Source organism: Bacillus sp. PK6-026 (assembly GCF_054161455.1).
The window spans coordinates 2794158-2820266 of the sequence record NZ_CP096418.1; the positions used below are offsets into that span (position 1 = coordinate 2794158).

The window sequence follows — 26109 nt, forward strand, 5'->3', positions numbered from 1 at the left end:
CTTTAAGCGTTAAGGAAGCTCAATTTTTTTATTTTCTTTCGACTCCTTATACAGCACGATAATGTTTCCGATCGTCTGCACCAGTTCGGCGCGTGCTCCGCCCGCCAGCGCTTCGGCTACTTCCTCTTTAGGCTGCTCGCAGTTTTGCAGCACGCTCACCTTGATTAATTCCCTGGCTTCAAGCGCTTCACTGATTTGTTTGACCATGTTTTCGTTGACTCCGCCTTTACCGACTTGAAAAATCGGTGACAGATGATGCGCTTCCCGGCGCAAATAGCGTTTTTGTTTTCCTGTTAGCATGATTTTCCTCCTAGTTGCTGCAACACAATTGATTTCATTTTTTCCATATTAGGCTCATGTCCGGTCCACAGCTCAAAAGCAAGGGCTGCCTGGCCGATGAACATGCCGACTCCGTCCAATGTTTTCAAGCCTTTTGCTTCAGCCTCCTGCAGCAGGGCCGTTTTCAGCGGATTGTAGATAATATCGCATACAAGGCACGTTTCTTTCGCATTCGCCAATGAAAGCGGGGCAGCTTCGATGTTCGGGTGCATCCCGACCGACGTCGTTTGAATCACGATATCATATGCTGACAAGTCTGCTTCTGCTTCCTGCAACGACAAAGCACGTGCCTCTCCTTCAAAACGCTTAGTGAATGCTAGTGCCTTTTCAGGTGTACGATTCGCCACGTCCAGCTGCTTCGGCATCTCAGCTGCCAGAGTGGTAAATATCGCCCTCGCCGCACCGCCTGCCCCAATCAACAGTATCGAGAGCTCAGAAAGCGGACGATCAAGGGATGGCTTCAGCGATTTAAGAAATCCTGCTCCATCTGTATTATATCCGACCAGCCCTTCTTTTTCTCTTCTGACAGTGTTGACCGCCCCGAGAGCTTCGGCGCTTTCATCAATACGGTCGAGATGCTTCATGATCGATACTTTATGGGGGACCGTCACATTAAACCCTTGAATGCCAAGGGCCCGCATACCTTTCACAGCATCTTCAAGATCTTCGTTTTCCACGCGAAAAGCGTGATAATGTCCTTCTAAAGAAAGATCCTCCAAAGCCGCATTATGGATGTCCGGAGACATGGAATGAGCCACCGGATTGCCAATCAGTCCGTACATCGGTTTCATAACTCTCTCCCCTTAGCACTTATATTAGAGATCTGCGTAAAAACACGTGAACGCCTTTAGGCGCGTGGGCGACAATTTTTTGGTTCGCCTCTTGGACAGTTACCCAGCCGAGGCCCGAGAACACAACGTCCGTTTTCGGCTCTTTAATCGTAAACGTATGTTTAACAAGCTCCGGAAACGAGTCAAGATCTTCTTTTGCAGGGGGAGCAAGCATTTCCCCAGCGTGCTTTTCATACAGCTGATCCGCGTTTTCAAGCTTTGTTCTGTGGATGTTGAGTTCATTCGGCATATAGCATACAAACGAAGATCTGCCTCCGCTTGCATAATCAAACCGCGACAATCCGCCGAAAAACAGCGTCTGTTCTTCGTTCAGCTGAAAGGTGCGGGGCTTTAGCTCCTTCTTCGGCGTTAATATTTTCAGATCGCGTTTCGCGACATAGTGCGCCATTTGATGATGGTTGATGATTCCCGGCGTATCATACATCGCCGATCCATCATCCAGAGGAATTTCAATCGCGTCAAGCGTTGTCCCCGGATATTGAGATGTCGTAATGATGTCGCCCTCTCCGGAAACCTCTTTAATAATCCGATTGATAAACGTTGATTTTCCTACGTTCGTACATCCGACGACATATACGTCTTTGCCCTGTCTGTAATGTTCGATCGCGTCGATCGCATCTTTTATCCCCTGCCCGCGCCCGGCGCTGACGAGCAGCACATCAACAGGCCTTAAGCCGAGCTCTTTCGCTTCGCGCTTCATCCAGTTTACAAGGCGCTCGCGCTTGACTGATTTAGGGAGAATGTCTGCTTTGTTTCCTATTAATAAGATCGGATTGCCTCCGACAAAGCGGTTTAGGCCGTTGATCCAGCTTCCGTTGAAATCAAAGATATCGACGATTTTCACGATAAGCGAATCCGTTTCCCCGATGCCGTGCAGGATTTTCAAAAAGTCATCGTCCGTCAGTGAAACATCCTGAATTTCGTTATAATTTTTCAATCTGAAGCAGCGCTGGCAGATGACATTATCTTTTAACAGCGATGCTTCAGGCGCGTAGCCCAGTTTATTTTTATCTTCGGTTTGAATGGCGACTCCGCATCCGATACAAACTACCTTTTCCATTCTTTAATCCTCCCACTGAATATGGCCTTTCCGTTTTAAAGCGCTGAGAATTCTGCGTTCCACCTGGCGGTTGAAACGCGTAAAAAAGCCGTCGGAAGCAGCCACAGGCACGACAAGAATGGTATGGAACCCATTGCGGTTCCCTCCCAGCACATCTGTCATGAGCTGATCTCCTATGACAACGACGTCTTCTTTTTTAAGACCCATATTTTTGACGGCTTTTCTGAAAGCTCTGCCCATCGGCTTTTTCGCTTTGTAAATAAACGGGATATTAAGCGGTTCAGAAAATATTTTGACTCGTTTTTCATTATTATTTGAGACAATTGTCACTTTAATGCCGTGCTCTTTCATCTCTTCAAACCACTCGATGAGACGCGGTGTCGCACTAGGCCTGTCCCATTCTACAAGCGTGTTGTCCAAATCCGTAATAATCCCTTTTACATTGCGCTCTTTTAGTTTTTCAGGGGTAATATGAAAAATATTTTTTACAAATTCATCCGGCAAAAAGAACTTTTTTAACACAAAGCCGCACCCTTTCCTTTCAATTACTGCTTCTTTTTTCAATGTGTCGAATCAAATCTAAAAGTGTCTTAAAAAATCGGCTGTCCGAAAAGTTTTCGACATATAATAGGATTCTTCAACAGGTGTGGATAAAATTACACACAGTATCCACTCATATTTCATCGACCTTTTATTAAATTATAAACATGATACCCACAAGTTATCCACTTTTTGGTGTGGATAACAGAACGATTGTTCTCGCCCAATATTCATGATAGATTATAGGTACTTCAAACAAAGATCATATAACTTAACATTTTATGCTTATTCCAAACAGGTTATTCCAATTTTTATGAGGAGGTGTCTTCCCCATTAAATGGGTACCGAGTATGAAAAAGCTGTCTGATGAACTTTTAATAGAATCATACATTAAAGCAAATGAGATGAATTTGAACCGCGAATTCATCGAGCTGATTGAAACCGAAATCAAAAGAAGGTCGCTCGGTCATCTGCTTTCCGTCTCTTCATAGCTCAAGCACTCCCGAGCGCTCTTGCCGCTTTTTTTCACTTAGGTTGATATTATATCACTTGAATAATACGCTTACTACTGTTTTTCATGAAAAAACACCTCTCTAAAAGAGGTGCTATTTGAAGAATCCGTGAGGACTAAGCCAGTAGAACCCGCCGATGACGAGCAGGACGACTAAAAGGACGACAACGAACGCATATCCGTATGCGGCGCCTGCATATCCGGGATAAGCCGGGTAAGAACACGGACCAGCGGGAAAAGGATATCCCATCGCATCATTCCTCCTTTAGACTGTTATAGTAACAGCCTATGAAGAAAAAGGAGAAATGGCTAGGCCTTTTACTTAAATCAAGAAGTTTTTATGACTTTACTTTCATTAATTCCTTCAAAAATAATTCGCGCGCCTTTTGGGGTTAAGTGATTTCCCGATGGGTCGATAAACCCCGAATGGATCAGCTTCTCATCTGTAGCTCCGCCTGCTTTTTTCACGATGTTTTTCCAGTTGTCGATCAGCGGCACATCAAGTTCACGCGCCGTTTCCCTTGTGACATCATTATAGGAATCGTGCCATTTGCGCGCTCCTCCGTATTTTTCAAACGAAGCAGCCCGGTATCTTGCATAATAAAAGATGTTGTCCCCGCTTCCTTCGACGATCGGCAGGCACGTCATTAATATCGGCTCTATTCCGCGGCGGCGGCTTTCTTTAACAAAATAATAGAGGTTTTCTTTAAACCTTTTTTTGGATACGCGCGGCAGCCCTTTCGCAAGAATTGCTGCATCATTTGTTCCGAACATGATAAAAAGATATGCCGGCTGCTCATCCAGCACATCCTTCCTGAACCGAAGCCTGGCGTCTTCTGTCGTTTCTCCGCCTATTCCCGCATTATTTATTTTGTACTGCCCTTGAAGGGAAGTCTGAAGTAAATTGACCCATTTTTCCGCTTTTGGATAATCGCGAAATTGCCAATTTGAGCCGCGTGTATTGCTGTCTCCAAATGCTACGACTTTTCTGGGATCGTCCTCTCCGCAGCCTGCAAGCAGAAGCAGAAAGATGAGGACCATCACCAAGCTTTTTTTCATTCGTTCCACCTCCAAAAGCCAATACTACGATCATATAGGAGAGAAGCTGCACTTTCAATGGGAGAAATCTCTGCCATCCTGCAAGCGTATAGTCCTTACTATGCATTTAACCTGTCCCCCCTGTTTAAAAACATTCGTATTGGTTCACGGTTTTCCGACAAACAATGTATATGTTTTGACAGGTCGAAAGCCTAATTTTTCAGCGAGGCGAATCGATGCAACGTTTTGCCGGTCGCAATCCCAGCGCGGTTTCAAGCGGTTCTCTATTGCATATGCGATAAAAGCGCCGGCGCAGCGGGCTGCAAACCCACGTCCCCTGTAATCCGGGTGTGTTACGATATCAACTTCGGCAAAGCGTTCCGAACAAAAAATGGTGACACATTCACTGGCGATCACACCTTCATGCGACACTTTAAATCCGAAACCGTTCTTCAAAAAACGGCCTGGCCCTCCCCAATACTCAATCGCGTATTTTTCCGTGAAATTCGCGCTTTTTTGAAAGTCATCTTCAGAAAATCTTTCAACACCAGCAAATGCGGCGCTGCGAACATATTCCTCTTTTCCAAGGAAAAATGACACGCGCTCCATTTGCTGCAGAGGATCGCCAAGCCCCCCAATTAAAAAGGCGTCCCACTCCTCAGAAGCCGAAAACACGGTAAAGCGCGCTCCGTTCCTCTGTTCATTCAAATAGTGAAGCCATTCGCTCCTTCCGCTGTCGGGGATATCTCCAGCGACATAATAAATCCCGGCAGCTGTTCGAAAAAGAACAGTGGCCGGTGTGAAGAAATCATCGACATAAACGTTTCCTTCGATAAGTCCTTCGGCTATCGCATGCGCGAATGTCGGACTTTCGTCTGTTAACAAAACCTTTGCTTTTCGTTTTTCACTCGATTTCAGTTCAATCATCATAACTCCTCCTCGAACTTGAGACCGTCAAGCCCCGCTGGCTGATTCGGTGCCGTATTCAATATTGCGGTCAAAGATAAAAACAGACACCGCAATATCCTCCTGAATTTTGATGTCTGTAAAAAGGTGCTCGAGCTTCGCTCCGATGAGCTGCTCCATTCCTTCCGGCACGTGATTGGAGTAGTGTTTCTGAATCAGGGTCGTCCTTGCGGCATGGACCATTTCCCTTCCCTCCGACGTGCTTGCGATAAATTGCTCGCTCGCCGTCAAATTGCCGTAAAGCGTCGAAACTGCCATATTGTCGACAAAGACTGTGTGAATCCGTTCAGGCCCCTTGCCAAACAGCTCTTTTCGAAGCTTGCGGATCATATCGTTGAATTCGTGGATTTTTTTAGACATCATGCTTACCCCTTCCGTTTAAACCTTCCATCTGTCTCGATGTCCCCTTAGACATTTCACTTGGTTAAAATTTTCCTATTCTATTGAATTATAATCAATATCACTTTATAATAAAAGCCGGGCTGATGGATTTGTAATACCGTCGTGTTATGAATCTATCGAATTCTGACAATATAGGATTGGTCTGTTAGTAAGCTTTGCTAGTAAACTATTCCGCCATGTATGTTTATACCGCTTTCCACGCCAGGATTCGGTATATATGTACATGGCTTTTTTGATTTTGAAAAGATGATGGAGGGGAATAAAGATGGACGGAAAGCCAATCAGTGTCCGGATAGACGGCAAAGAAATTAAAGCAGCGGCCGGGGCAACCGTTTTAGACATATTGAACAAAAACGGGTTTGAACACCCGCAAATATGCCATGTTCCAGAGACGGATCCTATTCAAACGTGTGATACCTGTATTGTGGAAGCAGACGGAAAATTAAAGCGGGCATGCTCCCTGCGGGCAGAAGACGGAATGACGGTCAGCCTGTCTGGAGAACGGGTCAAAGCAGCACAAAAAGAAGCAATGGACCGCCTGCTCGAAAACCATTTGCTTTATTGTACGGTATGCGACAACAACAACGGCAACTGTACGCTACATAATACGGCAGAAATGATGGGAATCGAAGAGCAGAAATACCCTTACACGCCAAAAGAAGACCCGTCTTGCGCAGTCGATATGTCGCATCCCTTTTACCGCTATGATCCGAATCAGTGCATCGCATGCGGACAATGTGTTGAAGTCTGCCAAAACCTGCAGGTCAATGAGACGCTCTCAATTGACTGGGAGCGTGACCGTCCGCGGGTGATCTGGGATGAAGGCGTTTCAATCAACGAGTCATCATGCGTCAGCTGCGGGCAGTGTGTCACGGTTTGTCCGTGCAATGCGTTAATGGAAAAATCGATGCTTGGAAAAGCCGGGTTCATGACAGGCATCAAACCGGATGTCATGGAGCCGATGATCGACCTTGTCAAAGATGTAGAGCCGGGATACAGCAGCATCTTTGCCGTTTCAGAAGTCGAGGCGGCGATGCGTTCACAGCGGATCAAAAAGACAAAGACCGTCTGTACATTTTGCGGTGTCGGCTGTTCATATGAAGTATGGACAAAAGGCCGTGACATCTTAAAAATTCAGCCGGTGTCAGAAGCTCCCGTCAACGCCATTTCGACGTGTGTGAAAGGGAAATTCGGATGGGATTTCGTAAATGCGGAAGAGCGTTTGACCAAACCGCTGATCCGCAAAAATGACGAATTTGTCGAATCAACTTGGGAAGAAGCGCTTGACTACGTCGCCCGCAAATTAGGCTCAATTCGGGAGCAGAGCGGAAAAGACGCCGTCGGGTTTATTTCGTCTTCAAAAATTACGAATGAAGAAAACTACTTGATGCAAAAGCTGGCGCGGCAAGTATTTGGCACGAACAATGTCGACAACTGCTCGCGGTACTGCCAGTCTCCGGCAACGGACGGATTGTTCCGCACAGTCGGCATGGGCGGCGATGCTGGCACCATTCAAGACATCGCGAAAGCAGGCCTCGTCATCATCGTCGGCGCCAACCCGGCCGAAGGCCACCCGGTACTGGCAACCCGTGTGAAGCGCGCCCATAAGCTTCACGGACAAAAGCTGATCGTCGCTGACCTTCGCAAAAACGAAATGGCCGAACGCTCGGATCTGTTTATCAGACCGCGGCAAGGAACTGATCAAGTATGGCTGATGGCCGTGACCAAGTATATGATTGACCAAGGCTGGCACGATCAAGCGTTTATCAATGAAAACGTCAATTTCTTTGAAGAATATAAGCAATCGCTTGAGACATACACCCTTGAATATGCAGAAAAAATCACAGGCATCAATCAACAGACGCTGATCCAAATCGCTGAGATGATCCGCGACGCCGACGGTACGTGCGTCCTCTGGGGAATGGGAGTCACCCAAAACACAGGCGGTTCCGACACGTCCGCCGCGATTTCAAACCTGCTTTTAGCTACCGGTAATTACCGCCGCCCGGGCGCTGGGGCGTACCCGCTCCGCGGCCATAACAATGTCCAGGGCGCATGCGACATGGGGACGCTTCCCGGCTGGCTTCCGGGATATCAGCACATTACAGATGACAAAGCGCGGAAAAAGTTCGAAAAAGCTTACGGCACAACAATCAACGAGAAACCCGGACTTGACAACATCGAAATGCTTCACGCCGTTGAAGAAGGCAAAATGAAAGCTATGTATATCGTCGGAGAAGATATGGCTTTAGTCGATTCAAACGCAAACCGGGTCCATGACATTTTATCAAGCCTTGATTTCCTTGTGGTTCAGGATATGTTCCTTTCGAAAACAGCCCAATACGCCGACGTTGTTCTCCCTGCGTCAGCTTCGCTTGAAAAAGAAGGAACTTTTACAAACACGGAAAGACGCGTACAGCGATTGTATCAGGCCCTTTCGCCGCTCGGAGACGCAAAGCCGGACTGGGTCATCATTCAAGACATCGCAAACCGGCTTGGAGTTAACTGGCATTACAGCCACCCGGGAGATATTTTTTCAGAAATGGCAAGCCTGTCACCGCTGTTCGCAAAGGCCGATTATGACGCAATTGAAGGATGGAACAGCTTCCTGTGGGGCAGCCTGACCGGAGAAAGCACGCCTCTTTTATATGAAGACGGCTTTAACTTCCCTGACCGGAAAGCGCGCTTTGCCCTCGCAGACTGGACAGAGCCGGCCGAATTCCCTGAAGAATACGACCTTCACATTAACAACGGCCGAATGCTGGAGCATTTTCACGAAGGAAATATGACGAACAAATCGGCAGGCATCCAGGCGAAAGTGCCGGACGTCTTTGTTGAAGTCTCGCCTGAGCTTGCCAAAGACAGGGGCATCTGCGACGGATCGCAGGTCAGACTGATCTCGCCGTTTGGCGCCGTAAAATTAACCGCGCTTGTGACAGACCGGGTTAGAGCGAACGAGTTGTATTTGCCGATGAACTCGACAGATAAAGAATCTGCAATCAATTTCTTGACCGGCCCCACAGTAGATGCGCGTACCAATACACCTGCTTACAAGCAGACAAAGGTGCGTATGGAAGTGCTCGGCGGATGCGCAGAACCGCCGCTTCCGAAAACAAATCCGCGCAATAAGAAACGCCATCCGCAAAACGGAGCTGAAGTCGAGCGGAAATGGAAGCGACCGGGATACGTTCATTTAACAGACTAAATCAAAAGGAGGTCATCACACATGGCAGCTCCCATCACCGCCATCCGCAAAGAAGACAAATCTGAGGAGCAAATGAAGCTTGAAAAATTAGAAGAACTCAAAACCCTTTTGGCTGAACAGGAAGCCGCCGTTTCAAAAACGATGAAGCTTCTCGGCGAACTGAACGGCCTCGGGGTCCTTGATGCCGCAGACAGCATGATCGGCGCAAAGGAAGATATCGCCAAAATCGTCCTCGGCCAGCTGTCTAAAGAGCCGGCCAAAAACCTGATGAATACAGCCATTGCGGCAGGCGGCGCTCTCTCCAAAGCCGAACCGGAAGTCATGGGGAAACTGGTAGAAAGCATCGTCGCCGGCACAAAACAAGGAGAAGACTTTTTAAAAAGCGATAAAAAAACCGGGGTCCTTGACCTGCTGAAAGCCATGAACGACCCTGACATCAACCGAGCCGTCGGCTTCGGTCTGCAATTTTTAAAAGGCATGGGAAAAGCATTGAAAGACTGACAAATAAGAAAACCGGCTCACCACTTTGAGCCGGTTTTTCCTATTGGCGATAGAAGCACCGTCGCTTTCTACCGCCTCATTTGCTGTGTGTTTCATCTTTTTTATTCAGCGATTCTTTTAAAATATTAAAAACTGCCACTGCAATAACGACAGTCATTAACCCTGTCGTCAGCAGATTTGGGAAGGTTTCCTGAACCCCGATCATGACCACGCTCAGCACAATCAACGAAAGTATGAACAGACGTTTGTTTTTCATCTGCTGCACCGGACTAACTGATTGATAGCGTTTACCCTATGGTGAACCGTCCGGCACCCTCACCTCCTTGCCTTTATTATCCCGCTATTGTTAACTTTTGTAAACGATTAAAAAATGGAAGCGGTTGCGAAAACAAGCGGCTGCATGCCGAACAGAACGCCGAAATATTTGGCAGTCCGGCAATTTTGCCGCGTACAGACACAGACATCCCCCCTCCCACATACATTTACATATAGGCTTCTGCCTACATACATTATGTGGAGGTGCCGATAATGACAGGTGTTTTTGCAGCGCTCGGTTATGTCATCAAGGAACTCGTTTTTTTAGTATCATATGTGAAAAACAATGCCTTTCCACAGCCGCTGTCAAGCAGTGACGAAAAAAAGTACTTGGAGCTGATGGCCCAGGGGGATGAACACGCGAGAAACATGCTGATCGAGCATAACCTCCGGCTGGTCGCCCACATCGTCAAAAAATTCGAAAACACAGGCGAAGATGCAGAAGACCTGATTTCCATTGGAACGATCGGGCTGATCAAAGCGATCGAAAGCTATTCAGCCGGAAAAGGAACAAAGCTCGCCACTTATGCGGCACGGTGTATAGAAAACGAGATTCTCATGCATTTGCGCGCATTGAAAAAAACGAAAAAAGACGTCTCCCTCCATGACCCGATCGGCCAGGACAAAGAAGGCAACGAAATCAGCCTCATTGATGTCCTCAAATCGGAAAACGAAGACGTCATCGACACCATCCAGCTCAACATGGAGCTTGAAAAAGTCAAAAAATACATCGACATTCTGGACGGACGGGAAAAGGAAGTCATCGTCGGCAGATTTGGCCTTGATTTGAAGAAAGAAAAAACGCAGCGCGAAATCGCGAAGGAGCTTGGGATTTCGCGGAGCTATGTGTCGCGGATTGAAAAGCGCGCGCTGATGAAGATGTTTCATGAGTTTTATCGGGCGGAGAAGGAGAAGCGGAAGCGTGCGAAGGGAAAATAAAATATAAGAAGGCCAGGAAGTAGATAACCCTGGTCTTTTTTTGCTTATTTAAATCGCAAACTACTTTGAAAGGGCAGAATCTGTACCAATTGCTAGTTACCTACAACACTAGAAGTATAAATCTATAGCTACAGCCTCCACTGTGTCGAATATAGGGGGAACTTAATAAGGTTCCTCCTCCTTTTTTAAGAGTAAAAGTATTATAGCACCTCTCTCCCAAAATAATAGGCTTTAACATTGCTAAAGGTCAATTGAGTTTGGTTTTAGAAAACTTATTTGGCCTTTATGAAATTAGTCATCACTAAGCCTTTAACCTGCACTGATTGAGTCCTGGTAAAGTTCATTAGAAAGTCTTATTTTGATTAAAAATAGATTATTAAACAAAAGGCGAAAGGGAAGGTAGAGATGGAAGGGGATAATATTTATTAGTACATTATTCTCCTCTTATAAAGAGTCTCATATGACAGATAAGCTATACACAATTATATTTTTTGAACTTTTTAATAATGTAAATTATGTAAATAAATATTATTCCTTTTTCCTATTTACCCATATTTTTACTACTGATAGAATAATCACAAGGAGGTGGGAATTCATACCAAAGCAAACAATTACAGGTTGTAACCTAAATACATAGTCACTGGTTTGCTACTAATTATACGTAGAGGAGGAAATGATTATCAATAGACTAGCTAAAGGATTCATAGTAATAGCTTCTTTAGCCCTTGGCTCTACTTCCTTTGTCCAGTCATCTCAAGCTAAGGAAAATGATGAGATTGATACTAATGCCACTGGAACATCCGTACCCATTGTTTATACTGTAGATAGTCTGTTCACACCAAAGGTTGAATTACAAAATAAAAACTCTGCTACAAAGCCTGTTAAAGATGCTATCCGGGCAGTTCTAAAGAATAAAGCAAAGCTTTTTCAACTTGTAGAAAGGCTTGCAGGAAAGAAAGTAAGAAATGAACTTGAAGAAAGGTTTACAAAGTATATAGAACCCGTACTAAAAGACCTTTTAGATGAGTATTATGCCTTTGGGTGGTCTGATGTCCAAAATAAGCTATATAATTCGCTTAAAAAATCAGGACTTTCTAACATAAATGCCAAAGTTTTAGCATATTGGACAACCATTGCAATTAAATCGTTTTAAAATTATTCATAATATAATAGGAGATAAATATATATGAAAAATAAAAAGAGAATAGCTTCAGTGGTTCTAAGCGCCACGCTTCTTACATCTTTCTTAGGCACATCAGGTGCATTAGCATCTGAAAAAACAGCGTCATCTACTCCTGTTGCTATGAAAGTGACTGTTCATAAAGGGGTACAAAACGCTATCAAGTCACAGAATGTACCTGTTAAAACAGTAGCTACTGCTAATGGGAATTTTCAAACTCAAGGCGCAGTGTCATGGACTTATAAAGCCTTTAAATTAGCTCTCCGCTCAGGAGGTTGGGTTTTATCGCAAATGCTTAGACCTTTGTCTCCAAAGGCCGCCGCATGGGTTAGAAAAAACTCTGCTAAAGTAGCTAAGTTGATGGATAAAGGCGAAAAATGGACTGAGAATCAGTTTTATAATGGACTGAGAGGCATTGGCTGTCCGCCTGATGTGGCAAGAGCATTGGCAAAATTCATTATTACGCTGATTTAACGAATAAAAAATTTAAGAAAGTGCTGTTAGTTCCCCACTAATGGCACTTTTCTAATGGAGGTCAAAGATGACTATCTTTACAGCAATAACTCTAGCTATACTTTCATGTTTGGTTATTTCCTGTGTTTTGTTTTTACTTTTGATTAAAAAGGGGGTTATAGATAATCCCCCAAACACCTTGGCGTTCATATCTTTTATCCTCCTCATAGGCTTTTGTTTATTCTTTGCAATGGCTGTTCCTAGCCTAATTATTTATTTTGTTTCTTTAGGTGTTAATCATTTCTTAGGCGACTATGTAAATTATAGCTCTAGATCTGATTTATACATATTTTCTTTATTAGTAAGCTCATTAGCACTTGTTTACATGCTTATACTTATGGCAGTTATAAAAGGACTCTCAATATTTGTTAGAATTCCTAAGTGGGTAACTTATATATTTGAGTTTGCTGTTGCGTGGATAGCCGTTTATTTCTCCATAGAGTATGTTACAAATAGCCATCTAAGTAATGTATCCATATTTCAAGGTGGAGAGTTACTTTTATCCTTTTTTATTACATTTCTGTTCTTAGGGTGTGACATTCTTTTTTCTAACCTAGATGAGATATCAAGGGAAAAGTTAGGATAGGCACAGTAAAAAATACTGTGTCTATATAAATATTTAGAGAAGGAGAGATCAGAATTTTTCAGTGGGGAGAAGAAAATGGGATAAGTAGTGCATTGCATGTGGGGCTACGTGTAGACACTTCCCCTCTTGCACAAGGAAAGGCTGCAGGTGTGTAGAAAAAGCTCTTTGGTGCATCATCTACAACATCAAAAGAGCTGGGAGCAATTTAGATAGAGTAATGGACATTATCATTCAGCAGAAGAATGTAAGTGGATATAGACGAAGGAGTATCAGTGACCGTATAAACTACACGACTCCATTTTAGAAAGGTCATTAAAAATGATATGACAACCAACCAGCTTTTTCACTTTATCAAGACTTTCATGATATTCTTTGAGCAATTCAACGTGTTCCGGTAACATCATTGACACCCATTTGATACTTCCTCTGTCCCGCAGCATACACAATTTTCCTTTCTAACTTTAATCTCAATCTTGCGGTTCCGGCGTTTGTATAAAAAACTTCGTGTAGAAGTGCTGACGAGCCGTACCGTTCTCTGAAACCGTCCATAACGTACCCAAGTATTCGCTTTTTTCTTGATCAGGGCGAAATAGATTGAGCTTGATTAAATTGTCTCCTGAATATTGGAAAGAGAAACTGAAATTTCTTTGTTTTCACATCTCGGCATGCCCAAAAACTCGTGTCAAGACAGAGTTTTGCCAGCAGCGTATTCGGTTCAATTCCAACAGTTCATGGCAAACCAAATTATCTTTTCATGTCATCTTTAATTTTCATTGCAATTGTTTGTGCGTCTCCCCACATATTTTCAAGACCGTTACTTTCATACGTGTGAATAGCATCATGGGGGACATACCAAATACGTATGTATGTTTCTTTTTTAAATAACGTTAAACTTAAAAATTCTTTATTACTTTAATACAACAAAAACGGATAACCTCTAGGAGTCAACGAAATCAGCCTCATCAATGTCCTCAAATCGGAAAACGAAGACGTCATCGACACCATCCAGCTCAACATGGAGCTTGAAAAAGTGAAAAAATACATCGACATTCTGGACGGACAGGAAAAGGAAGTCATCGTCGGCCGCTTCGGTCTTGATTTGAAGAAGGAAAAAACGCAGCGCGAGATCGCGAAGGAGCTTGGGATCTAGCGGAGCTATGTGTCGCGGATTGAGAAGCGCGCGCTGATGAAGATGTTTCATGAGTTTTATCGGGCGGAGAAGGAGAAGCGGAAGAAGGCGAAGGGGAAATAATTTAGCAAAGGCCGGATTGGACATTCCGGCTTTTCTCTATTTTCACTAAAGTTTATTTTAAAAGAAATAGATGAAAGAGTTATGAAAATTGTTTTTGCACACTAATAAGCTCTATGAGAAAGACAATCTGGATCATAGCAGATAACTGATTATGAGTTCTTTAATCGCATCGTCCCTGCTTTCTTTATACAGGCCTCGATCTGGGTATGGTTGCTCGATCCATACCCTTATATACATTGCCATCACTCTGGATCTACTTCCTATCAAGTTTTATTAAATAATGAGAGGAATCGTTCATGCATTTGTCAGCTTGCGGTCCCTCGATGAGCATCACCTTCATAAATACATCACACCTTGGGTAATGCTATGTAATAACTGTTTGTCCTAATGGGTGATTTTCAGTATGAAAACAAATAAAAAACCGATGGCTTGAACCATCGATCTGTATTCTATATTACTGGGCCCTCAATATAGTAAATCTATCTCATTGGTTATGAAAGTTTATTTTCATTACATTTCTATACGTTTATATCAATTATGGTTAAAAAATAGCGAGAAAAAACAATAAACGTCCATCCTAACTTTTTCATCTTATTTATTAAGAATTTCAACCTCTTCCTTTTAAAATAAAGAAGCGATTTTCAGTTCTTAATGCTATGTCATCGGGACATGTCTGTTAAAGTAGCCAAAAAATACATTCAGATATCCACTCACAACCACAATCCACTTTGATCCACTACAGATTTCTGAACTGACATTAAACAGCTAGACTTATAAATACCGATTATCAATTTTTTTATTCTGTTCCAGTTCCCATTCACAATTAGGACATTTCGGCGGCGTATCGCATAAAGTGAACTAATTTATTAATGTTCAACAACAGAATTTCGTCTATTGGCAATAAAGAATCCACAGATCATTGCAAGAATGGCCATCGCCCACCAGAACGTTGAGATCGCCTGATCATGATCGATGATAATCAAACGAATGACAGCTGTGATGCCAATATAAATGAAGTAGCGAAGCGGGAAATGAAAGTCTGATTTGAAGTATTTGATAATCAAAGCAATGAACTCAAAGTACATGAAGAATATAAGCAGTTCTCCAAGCATCTCATAATAGCTGTCCACTTTGTTGAACAGTGACTTGTATACGAATTGCACAATGTACCATGTCTCACTGATCAGAAGTGCGCTTAAGGCTATCGCCAGGAAGAACAGACAGACATTGAGAAGCGCTTGTAACAGGTAAGGCACCTTTTTGAATTTGTTGGAAAATCTCATCATGTTGTCTCCTATTTCAATATATTCGTGGTTTTTATTCTCAGCCTACATCTTGGTGTTCCAAAATCGTAGCACAATGTAGTACTTAGAATTCTTTTGTATACTGTGAAACTGTCCCTGCATACGGGACATCATTCGCGCAATGCTCCTTTCACCGAGTCCGTTGCTTTCCGGTGTTATATCCGCAAGTTTAATCGTATTGCTAACATGGATCTCAAATATCTCTTGATCCGATACAAACGTGATGCTGATTTCTTCTTCCGGATCTGCGTATTTAAATAAGTTTGACATCACATTATCAAATACACGACCAAGCTCCTCCAAATTCACGTTAATATAGGTTTCCGGCAGCTCGCCTGAAATATTGACCCGGAAATGCTTCTGATGAAGGATAGCAATCTGATCTGATATTAGATCGTAGATCACTTCTTTTACTGCAACGGTCTCCAGATCGGCCTCATATTCCTTGTCCAGCAGGAAATACGCAAACAGATTGTCAGACAAGCTTTTTAATTGCAGTGCTTTACCATAAGCATTGGCTACATACCGATCTTTGCTGGTACCCGCTTCGCCTCCCGCTTTTTTGGCAAACTCCAGATTCATGATCAGCGACGTCAGCGGTGTGCGCATATCGTGCGACATTTCGGTAACCAGGCTACGGCTCTCAGCTTGCAATTCCTCGATAGCTTTAAGTTTGTCCAGGAAAGCTTTCCGCAGATCCTCAATGCTCTTTGCAATCATCGCTAATTCATCATGCCCTTTTATCGTCATCTCGTAGTCCAGTTCGCCCCCTTCAAGAATATGAATCTCTTGGTGAATCGTTTTAAGGTAGCGAAGACTTTGGCGAATGCCAAAGAGAACAATGATTAAAAAGATGAGGGTTGCCCCGAGCAAATCCAATGTAAAGGCCAGACTATAATATCGGGAAGAGTAGAAACCGTCGATAATGACTCTTCCTTCACCATCGCTAAACTTGACAGGATGTGAATGATTTTGAGCGTACTGAGTCAGCTTTTCCTTTCCATAATCCGATTCGGAATAAATGGAATCATATTGCAGCTCCTGATCCTTGAATATGGTGAGGTTAATGTAATTTTCTTTTTTGACCCACTCACCAAACGCTTTTCTATCTGATGTAGACAACTCATTTTCTGAAACGTACTTGCTGAATTTTTGAATGTATCTTGCTGACTCCTCGTGATAATACTCATCCGAACTCAGATATCCCTCGATCAGATCATCTGTGATTTTTTGCAACGTCAGAAAGATCACACCACTCACAAATGCAGCAACCATGATCAGCAAAGCCAGTTTTTTGGTTAGCGTAAATTTACGATGCGCCAAATCGATATCCTCTTCCCCATTCAGTTCTTATATAAACCGGACATGCCGGATCATCCTCAATTTTGGAGCGCAGCTTCCGAATATGCACCATCACCGTATTGTTGGAACAGTAAAAGTAAGGCTGTCCCCACACACTCTCATATATATTTTGGGCAGAAAATATTTTGTTGCGTTTGCTCATCAGAAGTTTCAGGATACGATATTCCAGATCTGACAACTTGATTTGCTGCTCCTCTTTCCAGACCTCATTAAATTCTTCGCTCACTCTTAGTTTGCCCCCGATAAGAAATGTTTCTTCTTGTTCCTTCTTTTCCTGATAGATAGTATATCTGCGTAATTGAGCAATCACTCTAGCATGAAGTTCCTCTTCCGAGAATGGTTTAGTCATATAATCATCGCCGCCGGCGAGTAACCCCTCAGTTTTATCGAGTGTACTCGATCTGGCCGTCAGAAACAGAATCGGGACGTTAGAGGATTTCCTGATGTGCTGACATGTTTCAATTCCCGAAATGCCTGGCATCATAATATCCAAAATAACCAAATCAAGCGAGTCATCCACAAGTTGCAATGCTCGCTTTCCATCCTTGGCTCTTAGCACCTCGTAGCCTGCACGCGTAAGGGATTCCTCCAAAAGATCACCAATATCCTGATCATCCTCTACGACTAATATTCGATGGGTCATGTCTCTATCACCTCATGATTCTTGATGTTATTTCTCGTGTGTCCTTACTATATATCGTTCATCGTTAAGTACGTTATAAGATACTACGTAAATCTTAACAATTTATGAAAGCTGATGCCCGCCACAAATTTGTCACATTTTCTAAAAAAACGATGACTCTTCATAAATTGTTAAGATTCGGTCTTTATATTTATCCATTGTAAGGCTCAGGTTTTTCAGATCCGAACCACACATTGCGATGATAAATGGAAAAGGAGCATTGATATGACTGTACAAAAAGAAGGACACGGGCAACCGGTGAGTCTGCGGGAACGGGTTCATTTTCTGGACATCGTACGCGGATTTGCCTTGCTGGGCATTATTATTGTCAATTATTTCCTGATCGTAGATTCAGTAAAGGGATTCGAAATGACCTCCGATGACGTACTGCACAATCTGGTTTCCTGGTTTGCCGAAGGGAAATTCGTTACGTTATTCTCCTTCCTGTTCGGGGTTGGGTTTATGATTTTTATGGATCGAGCCGCGCAGAAGGTAGATAGTCCCAACAAGCTGTTTGCCCGTAGGTTATCTATCCTGTTGGGATTTGGCATTTTGCACATCACATTTGTTTGGGTCGGTGACATATTAGCCTTTTACGCCGTAAGCGGCTTCCTGTTACTCGCCTTCTATAAACGCACGGCCAAAACGGTGCTTAGATGGATTATCGCACTTATCGTGTTTCAATTCCTGACTCCTGTTTTCACAATGTTGTACAATGTCATCAATACTGCAGGGTCAAAAAACCCAAATTTTTCAGAGTTTACTTTGTTTAGCCACAGCAGCCTTACCTACGTGGAATCCATCAGCACTCGGTGGACAGATATGGTCACGATGGCTGCTGGCTCTTTCTCTATGATCTATTCCATGTTTCTCATGTTTCTGCTGGGCGTGTACTTTGTTAAGATGGAATTTTTCAAAGACATGGAAGCGAAAAAGCCTATATGGAAGCGTATCTGGATCATTAGCACAATCGCTTTTCTAATAACACAAAGCAGTATATTACTAGACATGTTTAATCTTTCTGAGAATATGCTGTGGAAGGACATTTCCTCTGTCTTGAGTCAAAATGGCGGCTTAACCGGAAGTATGTTTTATATGAGCACTTTTGCAATGCTGTTTCTATACGTTCCTCAGCTGCGAGGCCCTATGATGATATTCACCAAAGTCGGACGGATGTCATTGACCTGTTATCTGCTTCACTCTATCATTGGAACAGTTCTGTTCCTCAGGTACGGATTCGGGCTTGCGGGTCATATTCAATCTGCCGGCACGTTCATGTTCAGCCTGGCCGTGTATTTCGTGCTTATGATCTTTAGTACATTGTGGTTGAGACGATTTAAGTACGGTCCGATGGAATTAATATGGCGCAAGCTGACGTATGGCAAATTAAACGGGAGTCCCAAAGCAACTCCGCTGCACTCGGAAAAATCTATTCAGAAATAACCCCCTTGCACAGATTGCATGACTTCAAATTAGTGTTGTTGAATGAAGCGGGCATTAAACGGACAGATTTGATATATGGACTAGTTATTTTTATATCATTTAGGCTTCTTTGGGCTAATAAATCCACCAGAGTTTACTCAATGTGCATTGCTCATGATCGAATCTAAATTGAATCTTTTACGCATGTTCATAGTCAAAGGCGCCTCATTCGACTATTTTTGTATCTTTTCGCAGGAAAAATTCGAGAATGATGACAAATCCCGCATACACACTTAATACGGTAGTGAACGATAGTAAATAAGGGTTACATGCAGCTTGTTTTCCAATGAAACAAAGAAAAAGAAATCATACAAAAAGACAGGAGAAAGCTTTTGAAGTATTTTAACGCCAAATTTACCGCGGAAGAAAAAGCGACGGAATCACTTTTTGTGATAAGGGCTCGTAGAACAGCTGGAATGTTTCTACTGAACGACTGAACTCGATATTTCAGCAACTGAGGGAGTGAACAATCATGAAAACAAAAAAGGAACCAAAAGTTATTCTGGAACTAGCAAAGGAATCTGATCTGCCAGAATTCCAAAAAAAATTACAAGAAGCCTTTGCGATCGCCGTGATTGAAACGTTCGGTGATTGCGAAGATGGACCGATTCCATCGGACAATGATGTTCAGGAGTCTTTCAATGCTCCCGGAGCGGTGGTATATCATATTCTTCAGGATGGTAAGAATGTCGGTGGTGCAGTAGTACGTATCAACAGCCAAACAAATCATAATTCGCTAGATTTATTCTATGTATCTCCAGAATATCACAGCCAAGGGATTGGTCTTTCTGCTTGGAAAGCCATTGAAGCACAGTATCCGGATACTGTGCTTTGGGAAACCGTGACACCTTATTTCGAAAAGCGAAATATCAACTTCTATGTGAATAAGTGTGGATTCCACATCGTAGAGTTCTACAATGAACATCACTCTGATCCGCATATGCATCGCAATGGACGCGAAGATGACAAGCCCCTGCCGAATGATGATGACTTTTTCAGATTTGTAAAGATTATGAAAAAAAAGGACTAAACAATTGAACACGGCGAGATGCCGCAGAGAGTTGCTGGTAACTTTTTTAGAGAAATGTATTAATGCTGTCTAACAATAAAAAAAGCTTTATCCTAGAAATAGGATAGAGCTTTTTCACCTTTTGACTCAATTGTAAATTTTAAACCAATCCAATACATAAATAAAAAACCTCTATTAAGAGGGTTTATTCAGTTTTCATGTTTGATTTCGGTCAGAAAGTTGATGATATGCTTCACTTTGCTCTACAGCCTGTTTGTTGCATAAGGCATTTACTATTTTTTTACATAAACCCCCAAATACCTTTGCTTTTCTAGAGAAATCCAGATGTGTGTTTAAAGCATAATACCTAGATATCAGGCTTTCGTTTAAACCTGTTACAAGCTTCGCACTTAAATACAGCGGAATTTATAATATATGCTTGGACAGCCGAAAAAGCCGAACTTTACATGGTATGCACTTTTGCATTCGAACTTTCATGTTACGTCATATTAACCTTTCGTACATATAATCACACGCAATTGAAAATGCAGCTTGGCTATTTAAAGTATCTCCTTCATTCGCTAGTATTACAGGAGGCTGACTCAACATTGATTTAATCAATCAGTGATAGGAAATCACCCCCCTTTTGTAATGAATAATGAAATCTCATGCATTTGCACGCCTTGAAAAGAACGAAAAAAGACGTCTCTCTCCATGACCCGATCGGCCAGGACAAAGAAGGCAACGAAATCAGCCTCATCGATGTCCTCAGGATCGGAAAACGAAGACGTCATCGACACCATCCAGCTCAGGCACAGAGTTTGAAAAAGTCAAAAAATACATCGACATTATGGACGGACGGGAAAAGGAAGTCATCGTCGGCCGCTTCGGTCTTAATTTGAAGAAAGAAAAAACGCAGCGCGTAATCGCGAAGGAGCTCGAGATCTCTCGGAGCTATGTGTCGCGGATTGAGAAGCGGGCGCTGATGAAGATGTTTCATGAGTTTTATCGGGCGGAGAAGGAGAAGTGATATCGCAGAAGCCGGTCTAATAATCCGGCTTCTATTTCTTTCCTCTATGACCTCAATAAAAGTGAGAGCTTGTTATCCACTTACAGAGGTCTGTTGAATTCTGATTTTATTTGTGTTGCTATAATGTTCATAACATTTTTCATAAATTCCTCTATTGTTAATGAAGCAGTCCCTCCACCTTGAGCGAACATTTTATTTCCTCCACCTTTTCCATCAATAAGGGAAAGGCTTTCTTGCATTAGGGTTCTCATATCCATTTTATTTGCTTCTCCTCGTCCGCAAACCAATTGGAAGCGATGATCGTTCTCTGATAAGAAAAAAATAAGGGCCCGTTTTTCTCGATCAGCGATCATTTTTGCTAGCTTTTGAAGTTCTTGAATCGATCGATCTGAAAACGTTTCGATCACCATGACAGTATCATTTTGAATGGTGTTTTTGGCTAATAATTCATTGGCTTCATACTGAAGGTTTTTTTCATTAGATTCTAGAAGCGCTTTGTCTAGCTTTTTTATATTTTCAAGCAACCGTTTGACAGCTTCGCTTAATTCCCCTTCAGGACGATTAAGTAATCCAGTCAATTCAACGATTGCTTTTTGTTTTTGATCGAAATGCGTTATAACCCGATTTCCGCATACAAAATACAAACGAATTTTTTTCCTCTGTCTTTCCCAATTCAATACTTTAATTGCTCCGACTTCTCCTGTAGCGCTAGGGTGTGTTCCGCCGCATCCGTTGTAATCAAATTCATCAATCATGACAAGACGAATATTTTCTTTTACAGATGGGAGTTTACGAATCGGATAATTTACTAAGTCATCATATTCTACCCATTTCGCTACTATGGACCTATTTTCCGTTATGATCTCGTTTGCAAGCTTCTCTGCTTTGCCTGCCATTTCCTCTGTTAATTCTGATACATCAAGGTCAATGGTAACCGTATCATTTCCAAGATGGAATCCAACTGTATGAATATCGTATAACTGCGCGAATGCCGCCGACAAAATATGCTGCCCGGTGTGCTGTTGCATGTGATCAAAACGCCGTTCCCAATCAATAACCCCAACAACCTGATCATCTAAATTCGGTAAAGTCCTTTCTACATAATGACGAATTTCTCCATCGACCTCTTCAACGTTTAAAACCTTGACACCGTTCAATGTTCCTATATCATGGGGCTGGCCCCCGCCTGTTGGATAAAAGGCTGTTTCCTCTAGGGTAATATAAAAATCACCTTTTTTGTCCTGTTGCTGTTTCAAGATTTTCGTTTCGAACGTTTTAAGATAGGGATCTTTGTAAAAAAGTTTGTGATGATTCGGACTCATGCCATCTCCCCTTATTTTTTAAATTATTGAAGTCTTCCTCTAGCTTCAATATTTAATTCATCTACAACCTCTCCATTATCGACTAGATAGGCTTTATCGTGCAAGTTACATACTGGACAGATATGATTTGGAATAATTCGCACCTTATCTCCAATGCTTACTTTTTTGTTGAATTCTTCATGATAAATAATAGCATGTTCGTCGAATACGCCATGAATATAAACGTCCTCGTATTCTTTGATACGGCCAAGCCCTTTGGTTGCAGTAAGCCCTTCGCTTCGTGTTTGGGCGGTAATTCCCTTGGCCCCTACGTCTGTAATGACTCGTTCTTTTGTTGGTTTACTAATCACGGTTGTGAGTACAGAAGCAGCACAGCGATCATACGTACCAATTACATTTGCTTGTGAGGCGTCCATAAAAATGTAAGTGCCAGGTCTAATTTCTGTCACCCCTTCTGGAATATCAAACTTAAACATGAAGGGGGGAGTAGAGCCAATACTAACCACTTTCGGCTTTAGATCCATTTCTTTTGCAATTCGGGCAAAATGTAATGTTCGTTCTACACTTTCTTTATAGAGTTCTTTACAATGTGCTACACTTTTCGCTTTATAAGAATGTCCGTCATGTGAGAAGATTCCTTTTAGCTCGACATTTTGACACGTTTTGATTAATTCTAATAAAGTACGAAAATCATCTTCTTCAATAATTCCGGAGCGTTGTTCTCCTACTTCAATTTCCACTAACACTTGGGCTTTCTTTGAAGCTCCTTCAAATACTTCTTCAATTTCACGTACTTGATACGCACTATCGATTCCAAAAGAGATATCAATCGTTTCAGATAGTTTTCTAATACGTTTAAGCTTTGATTTCCCAACAATTTCATTTGCGATAAAGATATCTTTTAAGCCATTTCTCGCCATCACTTCAGCTTCTCCTACTTTCGCTACAGCGATTCCTGTAGCTCCCATTTCTTCTTGTAGCTTAGCTAATTTAGGCATTTTATGTGTTTTTGTATGAGGTCGTAAGTTTACTTTCTGTTCATTAGCGTAATTTTGCATATCCTTCATATTGCTTAACATCACGTCTTTATCGATTAAAAGAGCTGGTGTATCTAATTGTAAATCATTCATTGTACCTCCTCCTTTATCGCTGCAATGGCTTCAACTTCAACAAGACACCCGGCATATAAATGATTTGATGGAACAACTACTCTTGCCGGTTTATGATTGCCGAAGAAATGAGCATAGACCTCATTGATATCTGGCCAATACTTTACATCTGGGGTATAAAGTCTGCATAATATCACATCTTCCTTGGCTAATCCCCGTTCCTTGAGGACAAGCTCCATATTTGCCAACGCCTGTTTTGCTTCTTCTTTGATGCCCCCAGCCGGAATTTTCCCCGTTTCCGGATTCATCGACAACTGCCCTGAAATATAGAGAACACCATTGTGTTCCATGGCTGGCACGTAATGGCCCCCATCACGTGTTGAATATTTCGTGTGTACAGGCTTCAATAAAATCGCCTCCTATTATCCCTTTTAGTATTTAAACCTAGCCTCATCAATCTTCTGTCCAGCAGCCAGCAAAACAGCGAGTTTGATCCTTGCTTTCTTACTGTCATAGCAGCCGCCTAGTATGATTCCGGCATCTGCATATGTTGAAGCACTTCCTTTGAATCCATATACTCCCTTGACTTCACCTTCATCAGCACTTGTTGTCAGAACGACAGGAATCCCTTTCTCTACGGCTTTCTTTGCACTTTCTAATATTGCTGGAGCCGTATGCCCTCTTCCCGGCGCCTCAATAATGATTCCTGCACTTCCGCACTCGGCCGCATAATCTATAAACTTTCCGTCTGATCCAAGTGAACACTTAATAAGTTCTACATTTGGCAATGGTTGAATCAGCTGATACGCCTCATGCTTGATTAATCTTTGATGAATTGCGATCTCATCTTGATCGGCCGTTCCCAAACAACCGAATCCCGGTGAGAAAAAACCATCAATATTTGACGCATGCTGTTTTTTCACATATCGAGCAGCAAAGACCCTCTCATTAAACAACACTGTTACCCCTAATCCTCTCGCATCAGGATGTGCCGCTAATAAGAAAGCTTGTCTTAGGTTCACAAATGCATCTGTACCGTCAAGTGTCGGTCCTCTTTGTGACCCCGTTAACACGACCGGCCGATCATCAGAAATAACCAGATCAAGGAAATACGAAGTCTCTTCAAGGGTATCTGTCCCATGCGGTATCACAATTCCGGCAACATCTTCATTCCGGAAAAAGCTCTCTATATTTTCTTTTAAAATTTTAAGGTGATGAAATGTCATATGGCTGCTTGACATTTGAAAGACTGACTTGATTTCAATCTCTATATGAGAAGGCAGTCGGCACATTTCAGAAAGCTCTTCACCTGTCATAGCACCTGCTTCTAATAGACCTGTTTCAGGATCAGGCTTACTTGCAATTGTACCGCCGGTACTCAGCAAAATGATTTTCTTGTTTTCCATGCTAACTCCCCCATTTCCATATTCAAGGTTTCTCTCTTCGTTCCTAATTAGATTTAATCCCAGCACCGCATAATGGAATCACGATTTTTTCATCAGAAGAATGATCGTATTTTAAATATCCTGCATAGTTAGCTGCTGTTGTTGGCTCAACATAAAAGCCTTTACTTGCTAATGCTGTACGAGCTTTTAGAATCTCTTCCTCATTGGTTGTAATGATTTGACCTTTTGTGGCACGGATGGCTTCTAATATTTGAGCAGATCTTGCCGGTTTGGCAATCGCGATGCCCTCTGCAAGTGTTCCGCTGCTTTTGACGGGTTGAGCAACTTGTTGATTGTTGATAAATGCCTTTGCCAACGGCGCACAATTCTCTGCCTGTATCGCAACAAGCCTTGGCATTTTGTCTATACATTTGCTCTCTAGTAATTCTTTAAATCCATAGTAAACTCCAAGTAATAACGTACCATTGCCAACTGGAATAATAAGCGTATCCGGCGCTCCATTCATTTGTTCCCAAATCTCAAAGGCATACGTTTTTGTTCCTTCATAGAAATATGGATTAAAAACGTGACTGGCATAGAATTTTTTCTCTATATTCACAGCCTTTTGTGCTGCTTCAGCCACATCTTCTCTTGTTCCTTCAATTTCGCGAACGTTGGCTCCATGCGCTTTCACCTGCGCGATTTTCTTAGGCGATGTACCCTTCCGAAGAAAGATGTCACATGCGATGTTAGCCCGCTTGGCGTAAGCTGCAATAGATGTCCCCGCATTTCCGCTGCTGTCAGCTATTACATGCTTCACTCCCAGCTCCTTTGCCTTAGCTATTAATACAGCAGCACCGCGATCCTTAAAAGACAAAGTAGGCATCATATAGTCCACTTTCACAAGAGTGTTCGGCTCCCCGCTGTCTAACACGATTAAAGGTGTGTATCCCTCCCCCATAGTGATGCCGCTCCATATGGTGGAGTCGCGATCAAATGGCATAGCATCAATATATCTCCACATAGAAGGAATATCTTTGAGCACTTTTGAATCGGACCATTCTACTTTTTCTTTTACAAGGTCTAACACTCCGCCACACTGGCATTTCCACACCTGTTCAGATACATTGTATTTCGTACGGCAGGAATGACATTGATACTGTTCCATTATTTTTAGACCTCCTATTATATATTTTTTTATATGTTATATATTTTTTTATATGCTT

27 protein-coding genes and 4 pseudogenes are annotated in these 26109 nt (G+C 42.6%); 13 read left to right on the forward strand and 18 right to left on the reverse strand.

Annotated features, from left to right (window positions below; translation table 11 throughout):
* Positions 1–9: 9 nt before the first annotated feature.
* The 4 genes from yhbY to M1D59_RS14220 are packed head-to-tail and all read right to left on the reverse strand — an operon-like array spanning position 10 to position 2772.
* A complete protein-coding gene (gene yhbY / locus M1D59_RS14205) occupies positions 10–300 on the reverse strand; it encodes a ribosome assembly RNA-binding protein YhbY (RefSeq protein WP_003183704.1) in 291 nt (96 codons plus the stop codon).
* Positions 294–1130 carry a shikimate dehydrogenase gene (aroE, locus tag M1D59_RS14210; protein ID WP_020452280.1) on the reverse strand — a complete coding sequence of 279 codons (837 nt, stop codon included), beginning with the start codon at positions 1128–1130 and terminating at the stop codon, positions 294–296. The genes yhbY and aroE overlap by 7 nt, the downstream gene beginning before the upstream one ends.
* 19 nt (positions 1131–1149) lie before the next feature.
* Positions 1150–2250, reverse strand: coding sequence for a ribosome biogenesis GTPase YqeH (yqeH, locus tag M1D59_RS14215; RefSeq protein ID WP_224067297.1), 1101 nt, complete (start codon positions 2248–2250; stop codon positions 1150–1152).
* 3 nt (positions 2251–2253) lie between these two features.
* Positions 2254–2772: a YqeG family HAD IIIA-type phosphatase gene (locus M1D59_RS14220; protein ID WP_020452282.1), complete on the reverse strand. Its 519-nt coding sequence runs from the start codon at positions 2770–2772 to the stop codon at positions 2254–2256.
* A gap of 368 nt (positions 2773–3140) precedes the next feature.
* Between M1D59_RS14220 and sda the strand changes: the two genes are divergently transcribed.
* Positions 3141–3281: a sporulation histidine kinase inhibitor Sda gene (gene sda, locus M1D59_RS14225; protein WP_003183713.1), complete on the forward strand. Its 141-nt coding sequence runs from the start codon at positions 3141–3143 to the stop codon at positions 3279–3281.
* Positions 3282–3395: 114 nt separating this feature from the next.
* Here the strand turns inward: sda and M1D59_RS14230 are convergent, their stop codons facing one another.
* The 4 genes from M1D59_RS14230 to M1D59_RS14245 form a co-directional block, all read right to left on the reverse strand.
* Positions 3396–3551 carry a hypothetical protein gene (locus M1D59_RS14230; protein ID WP_023855260.1) on the reverse strand — a complete coding sequence of 52 codons (156 nt, stop codon included), beginning with the start codon at positions 3549–3551 and terminating at the stop codon, positions 3396–3398.
* 77 nt (positions 3552–3628) lie between these two features.
* Positions 3629–4360, reverse strand: a complete 732-nt coding sequence (locus tag M1D59_RS14235; protein WP_020452283.1) for an SGNH/GDSL hydrolase family protein — start codon at positions 4358–4360, stop codon at positions 3629–3631.
* Between the two features lie 144 nt (positions 4361–4504).
* Positions 4505–5266 (reverse strand): GNAT family N-acetyltransferase, encoded by a 762-nt coding sequence (locus tag M1D59_RS14240; protein ID WP_096748243.1) that lies wholly within the window; start codon positions 5264–5266, stop codon positions 4505–4507.
* Between the two features lie 27 nt (positions 5267–5293).
* Entirely contained in the window at positions 5294–5665 is a 372-nt protein-coding gene (locus tag M1D59_RS14245) for a Na-translocating system protein MpsC family protein (protein WP_025811122.1), read from the reverse strand.
* Positions 5666–5972: 307 nt separating this feature from the next.
* Here M1D59_RS14245 and fdhF point away from each other — a divergent pair, with 307 nt between their 5' ends.
* Together fdhF and M1D59_RS14255 are read left to right on the forward strand one after the other, a co-directional pair.
* Positions 5973–8912 carry a formate dehydrogenase subunit alpha gene (gene fdhF / locus M1D59_RS14250; protein WP_458117475.1) on the forward strand — a complete coding sequence of 980 codons (2940 nt, stop codon included), beginning with the start codon at positions 5973–5975 and terminating at the stop codon, positions 8910–8912.
* A gap of 21 nt (positions 8913–8933) precedes the next feature.
* Positions 8934–9413 carry a helical membrane plugin domain-containing protein gene (locus tag M1D59_RS14255; RefSeq protein ID WP_025811120.1) on the forward strand — a complete coding sequence of 160 codons (480 nt, stop codon included), beginning with the start codon at positions 8934–8936 and terminating at the stop codon, positions 9411–9413.
* Between the two features lie 76 nt (positions 9414–9489).
* Here the strand turns inward: M1D59_RS14255 and M1D59_RS14260 are convergent, their stop codons facing one another.
* Positions 9490–9669 (reverse strand): hypothetical protein, encoded by a 180-nt coding sequence (locus M1D59_RS14260; RefSeq protein ID WP_023855265.1) that lies wholly within the window; start codon positions 9667–9669, stop codon positions 9490–9492.
* Between the two features lie 272 nt (positions 9670–9941).
* Between M1D59_RS14260 and sigK the strand changes: the two genes are divergently transcribed.
* The 4 genes from sigK (at position 9942) to M1D59_RS14280 (ending at position 12946) form a co-directional block, all read left to right on the forward strand.
* Positions 9942–10667, forward strand: coding sequence for an RNA polymerase sporulation sigma factor SigK (gene sigK, locus M1D59_RS14265; protein WP_023855266.1), 726 nt, complete (start codon positions 9942–9944; stop codon positions 10665–10667).
* Between the two features lie 673 nt (positions 10668–11340).
* The gene (locus tag M1D59_RS14270) at positions 11341–11820 is read left to right on the forward strand and encodes a hypothetical protein (RefSeq protein ID WP_023855267.1); all 480 of its coding nucleotides are present in this window, start codon (positions 11341–11343) and stop codon (positions 11818–11820) included.
* A 33-nt stretch (positions 11821–11853) separates the two neighbouring features.
* Positions 11854–12321: a hypothetical protein gene (locus tag M1D59_RS14275; protein WP_026579257.1), complete on the forward strand. Its 468-nt coding sequence runs from the start codon at positions 11854–11856 to the stop codon at positions 12319–12321.
* Positions 12322–12388: 67 nt separating this feature from the next.
* Complete coding sequence (locus M1D59_RS14280) at positions 12389–12946, forward strand: hypothetical protein (protein ID WP_458117476.1); 558 nt, start codon at positions 12389–12391, stop codon at positions 12944–12946.
* Positions 12947–13284: 338 nt separating this feature from the next.
* On the opposite strand, the pseudogene M1D59_RS14285 reads toward M1D59_RS14280, so the two are convergent.
* Positions 13285–13386, reverse strand: a pseudogene (locus M1D59_RS14285) (YolD-like family protein); the annotation flags it as partial.
* Between the two features lie 506 nt (positions 13387–13892).
* Between M1D59_RS14285 and M1D59_RS14290 the strand changes: the two are divergent.
* A pseudogene (locus M1D59_RS14290) lies at positions 13893–14198 on the forward strand (sigma factor-like helix-turn-helix DNA-binding protein); the annotation flags it as partial.
* Between the two features lie 866 nt (positions 14199–15064).
* Here M1D59_RS14290 and psiE read toward each other — a convergent pair.
* The 3 genes from psiE to yrkP are packed head-to-tail and all read right to left on the reverse strand — an operon-like array spanning position 15065 to position 17507.
* Positions 15065–15481 (reverse strand): phosphate-starvation-inducible protein PsiE, encoded by a 417-nt coding sequence (psiE, locus tag M1D59_RS14295; protein WP_023855272.1) that lies wholly within the window; start codon positions 15479–15481, stop codon positions 15065–15067.
* A 45-nt stretch (positions 15482–15526) separates the two neighbouring features.
* Positions 15527–16825, reverse strand: a complete 1299-nt coding sequence (yrkQ, locus tag M1D59_RS14300; protein ID WP_224067299.1) for a two-component system sensor histidine kinase YrkQ — start codon at positions 16823–16825, stop codon at positions 15527–15529.
* Entirely contained in the window at positions 16812–17507 is a 696-nt protein-coding gene (gene yrkP, locus M1D59_RS14305) for a two-component response regulator YrkP (protein WP_023855274.1), read from the reverse strand. The genes yrkQ and yrkP overlap by 14 nt, the downstream gene beginning before the upstream one ends.
* A gap of 264 nt (positions 17508–17771) precedes the next feature.
* Here yrkP and M1D59_RS14310 point away from each other — a divergent pair, with 264 nt between their 5' ends.
* From M1D59_RS14310 to M1D59_RS14330, 5 genes and pseudogenes are all read left to right on the forward strand, one after another.
* Complete coding sequence (locus tag M1D59_RS14310; RefSeq protein ID WP_026579255.1) at positions 17772–18989, forward strand: DUF418 domain-containing protein; 1218 nt, start codon at positions 17772–17774, stop codon at positions 18987–18989.
* Entirely contained in the window at positions 18908–19156 is a 249-nt protein-coding gene (locus tag M1D59_RS14315; protein ID WP_128822602.1) for a hypothetical protein, read from the forward strand. Before M1D59_RS14310 ends, M1D59_RS14315 begins: the two co-directional genes overlap by 82 nt.
* 344 nt (positions 19157–19500) lie before the next feature.
* Positions 19501–20058, forward strand: a complete 558-nt coding sequence (locus M1D59_RS14320; RefSeq protein ID WP_416720051.1) for a GNAT family N-acetyltransferase — start codon at positions 19501–19503, stop codon at positions 20056–20058.
* 346 nt (positions 20059–20404) lie between these two features.
* A pseudogene (locus tag M1D59_RS14325) lies at positions 20405–20649 on the forward strand (ImmA/IrrE family metallo-endopeptidase); the annotation flags it as partial.
* A 53-nt stretch (positions 20650–20702) separates the two neighbouring features.
* Positions 20703–21067: pseudogene (locus M1D59_RS14330) on the forward strand (sigma factor-like helix-turn-helix DNA-binding protein); the annotation flags it as partial.
* Positions 21068–21147: 80 nt separating this feature from the next.
* Here the strand turns inward: M1D59_RS14330 and M1D59_RS14335 are convergent.
* From M1D59_RS14335 to M1D59_RS14355, 5 genes are read right to left on the reverse strand one after another with little or no spacing between them, the layout of a single operon-like run.
* Positions 21148–22389, reverse strand: coding sequence for an alanyl-tRNA editing protein (locus M1D59_RS14335; protein WP_458117477.1), 1242 nt, complete (start codon positions 22387–22389; stop codon positions 21148–21150).
* Positions 22390–22412: 23 nt separating this feature from the next.
* Complete coding sequence (locus M1D59_RS14340) at positions 22413–23519, reverse strand: D-TA family PLP-dependent enzyme (protein WP_458117478.1); 1107 nt, start codon at positions 23517–23519, stop codon at positions 22413–22415.
* On the reverse strand, positions 23516–23905 hold the full coding sequence (locus tag M1D59_RS14345) for a RidA family protein (protein WP_095290970.1): 390 nt from the start codon (positions 23903–23905) through the stop codon (positions 23516–23518). The genes M1D59_RS14340 and M1D59_RS14345 overlap by 4 nt, the downstream gene beginning before the upstream one ends.
* A gap of 24 nt (positions 23906–23929) precedes the next feature.
* A complete protein-coding gene (locus M1D59_RS14350) occupies positions 23930–24904 on the reverse strand; it encodes an asparaginase (protein ID WP_458117479.1) in 975 nt (324 codons plus the stop codon).
* A 43-nt stretch (positions 24905–24947) separates the two neighbouring features.
* Positions 24948–26051 carry a threonine synthase gene (locus M1D59_RS14355; protein ID WP_458117480.1) on the reverse strand — a complete coding sequence of 368 codons (1104 nt, stop codon included), beginning with the start codon at positions 26049–26051 and terminating at the stop codon, positions 24948–24950.
* Positions 26052–26109: the final 58 nt, after the last annotated feature.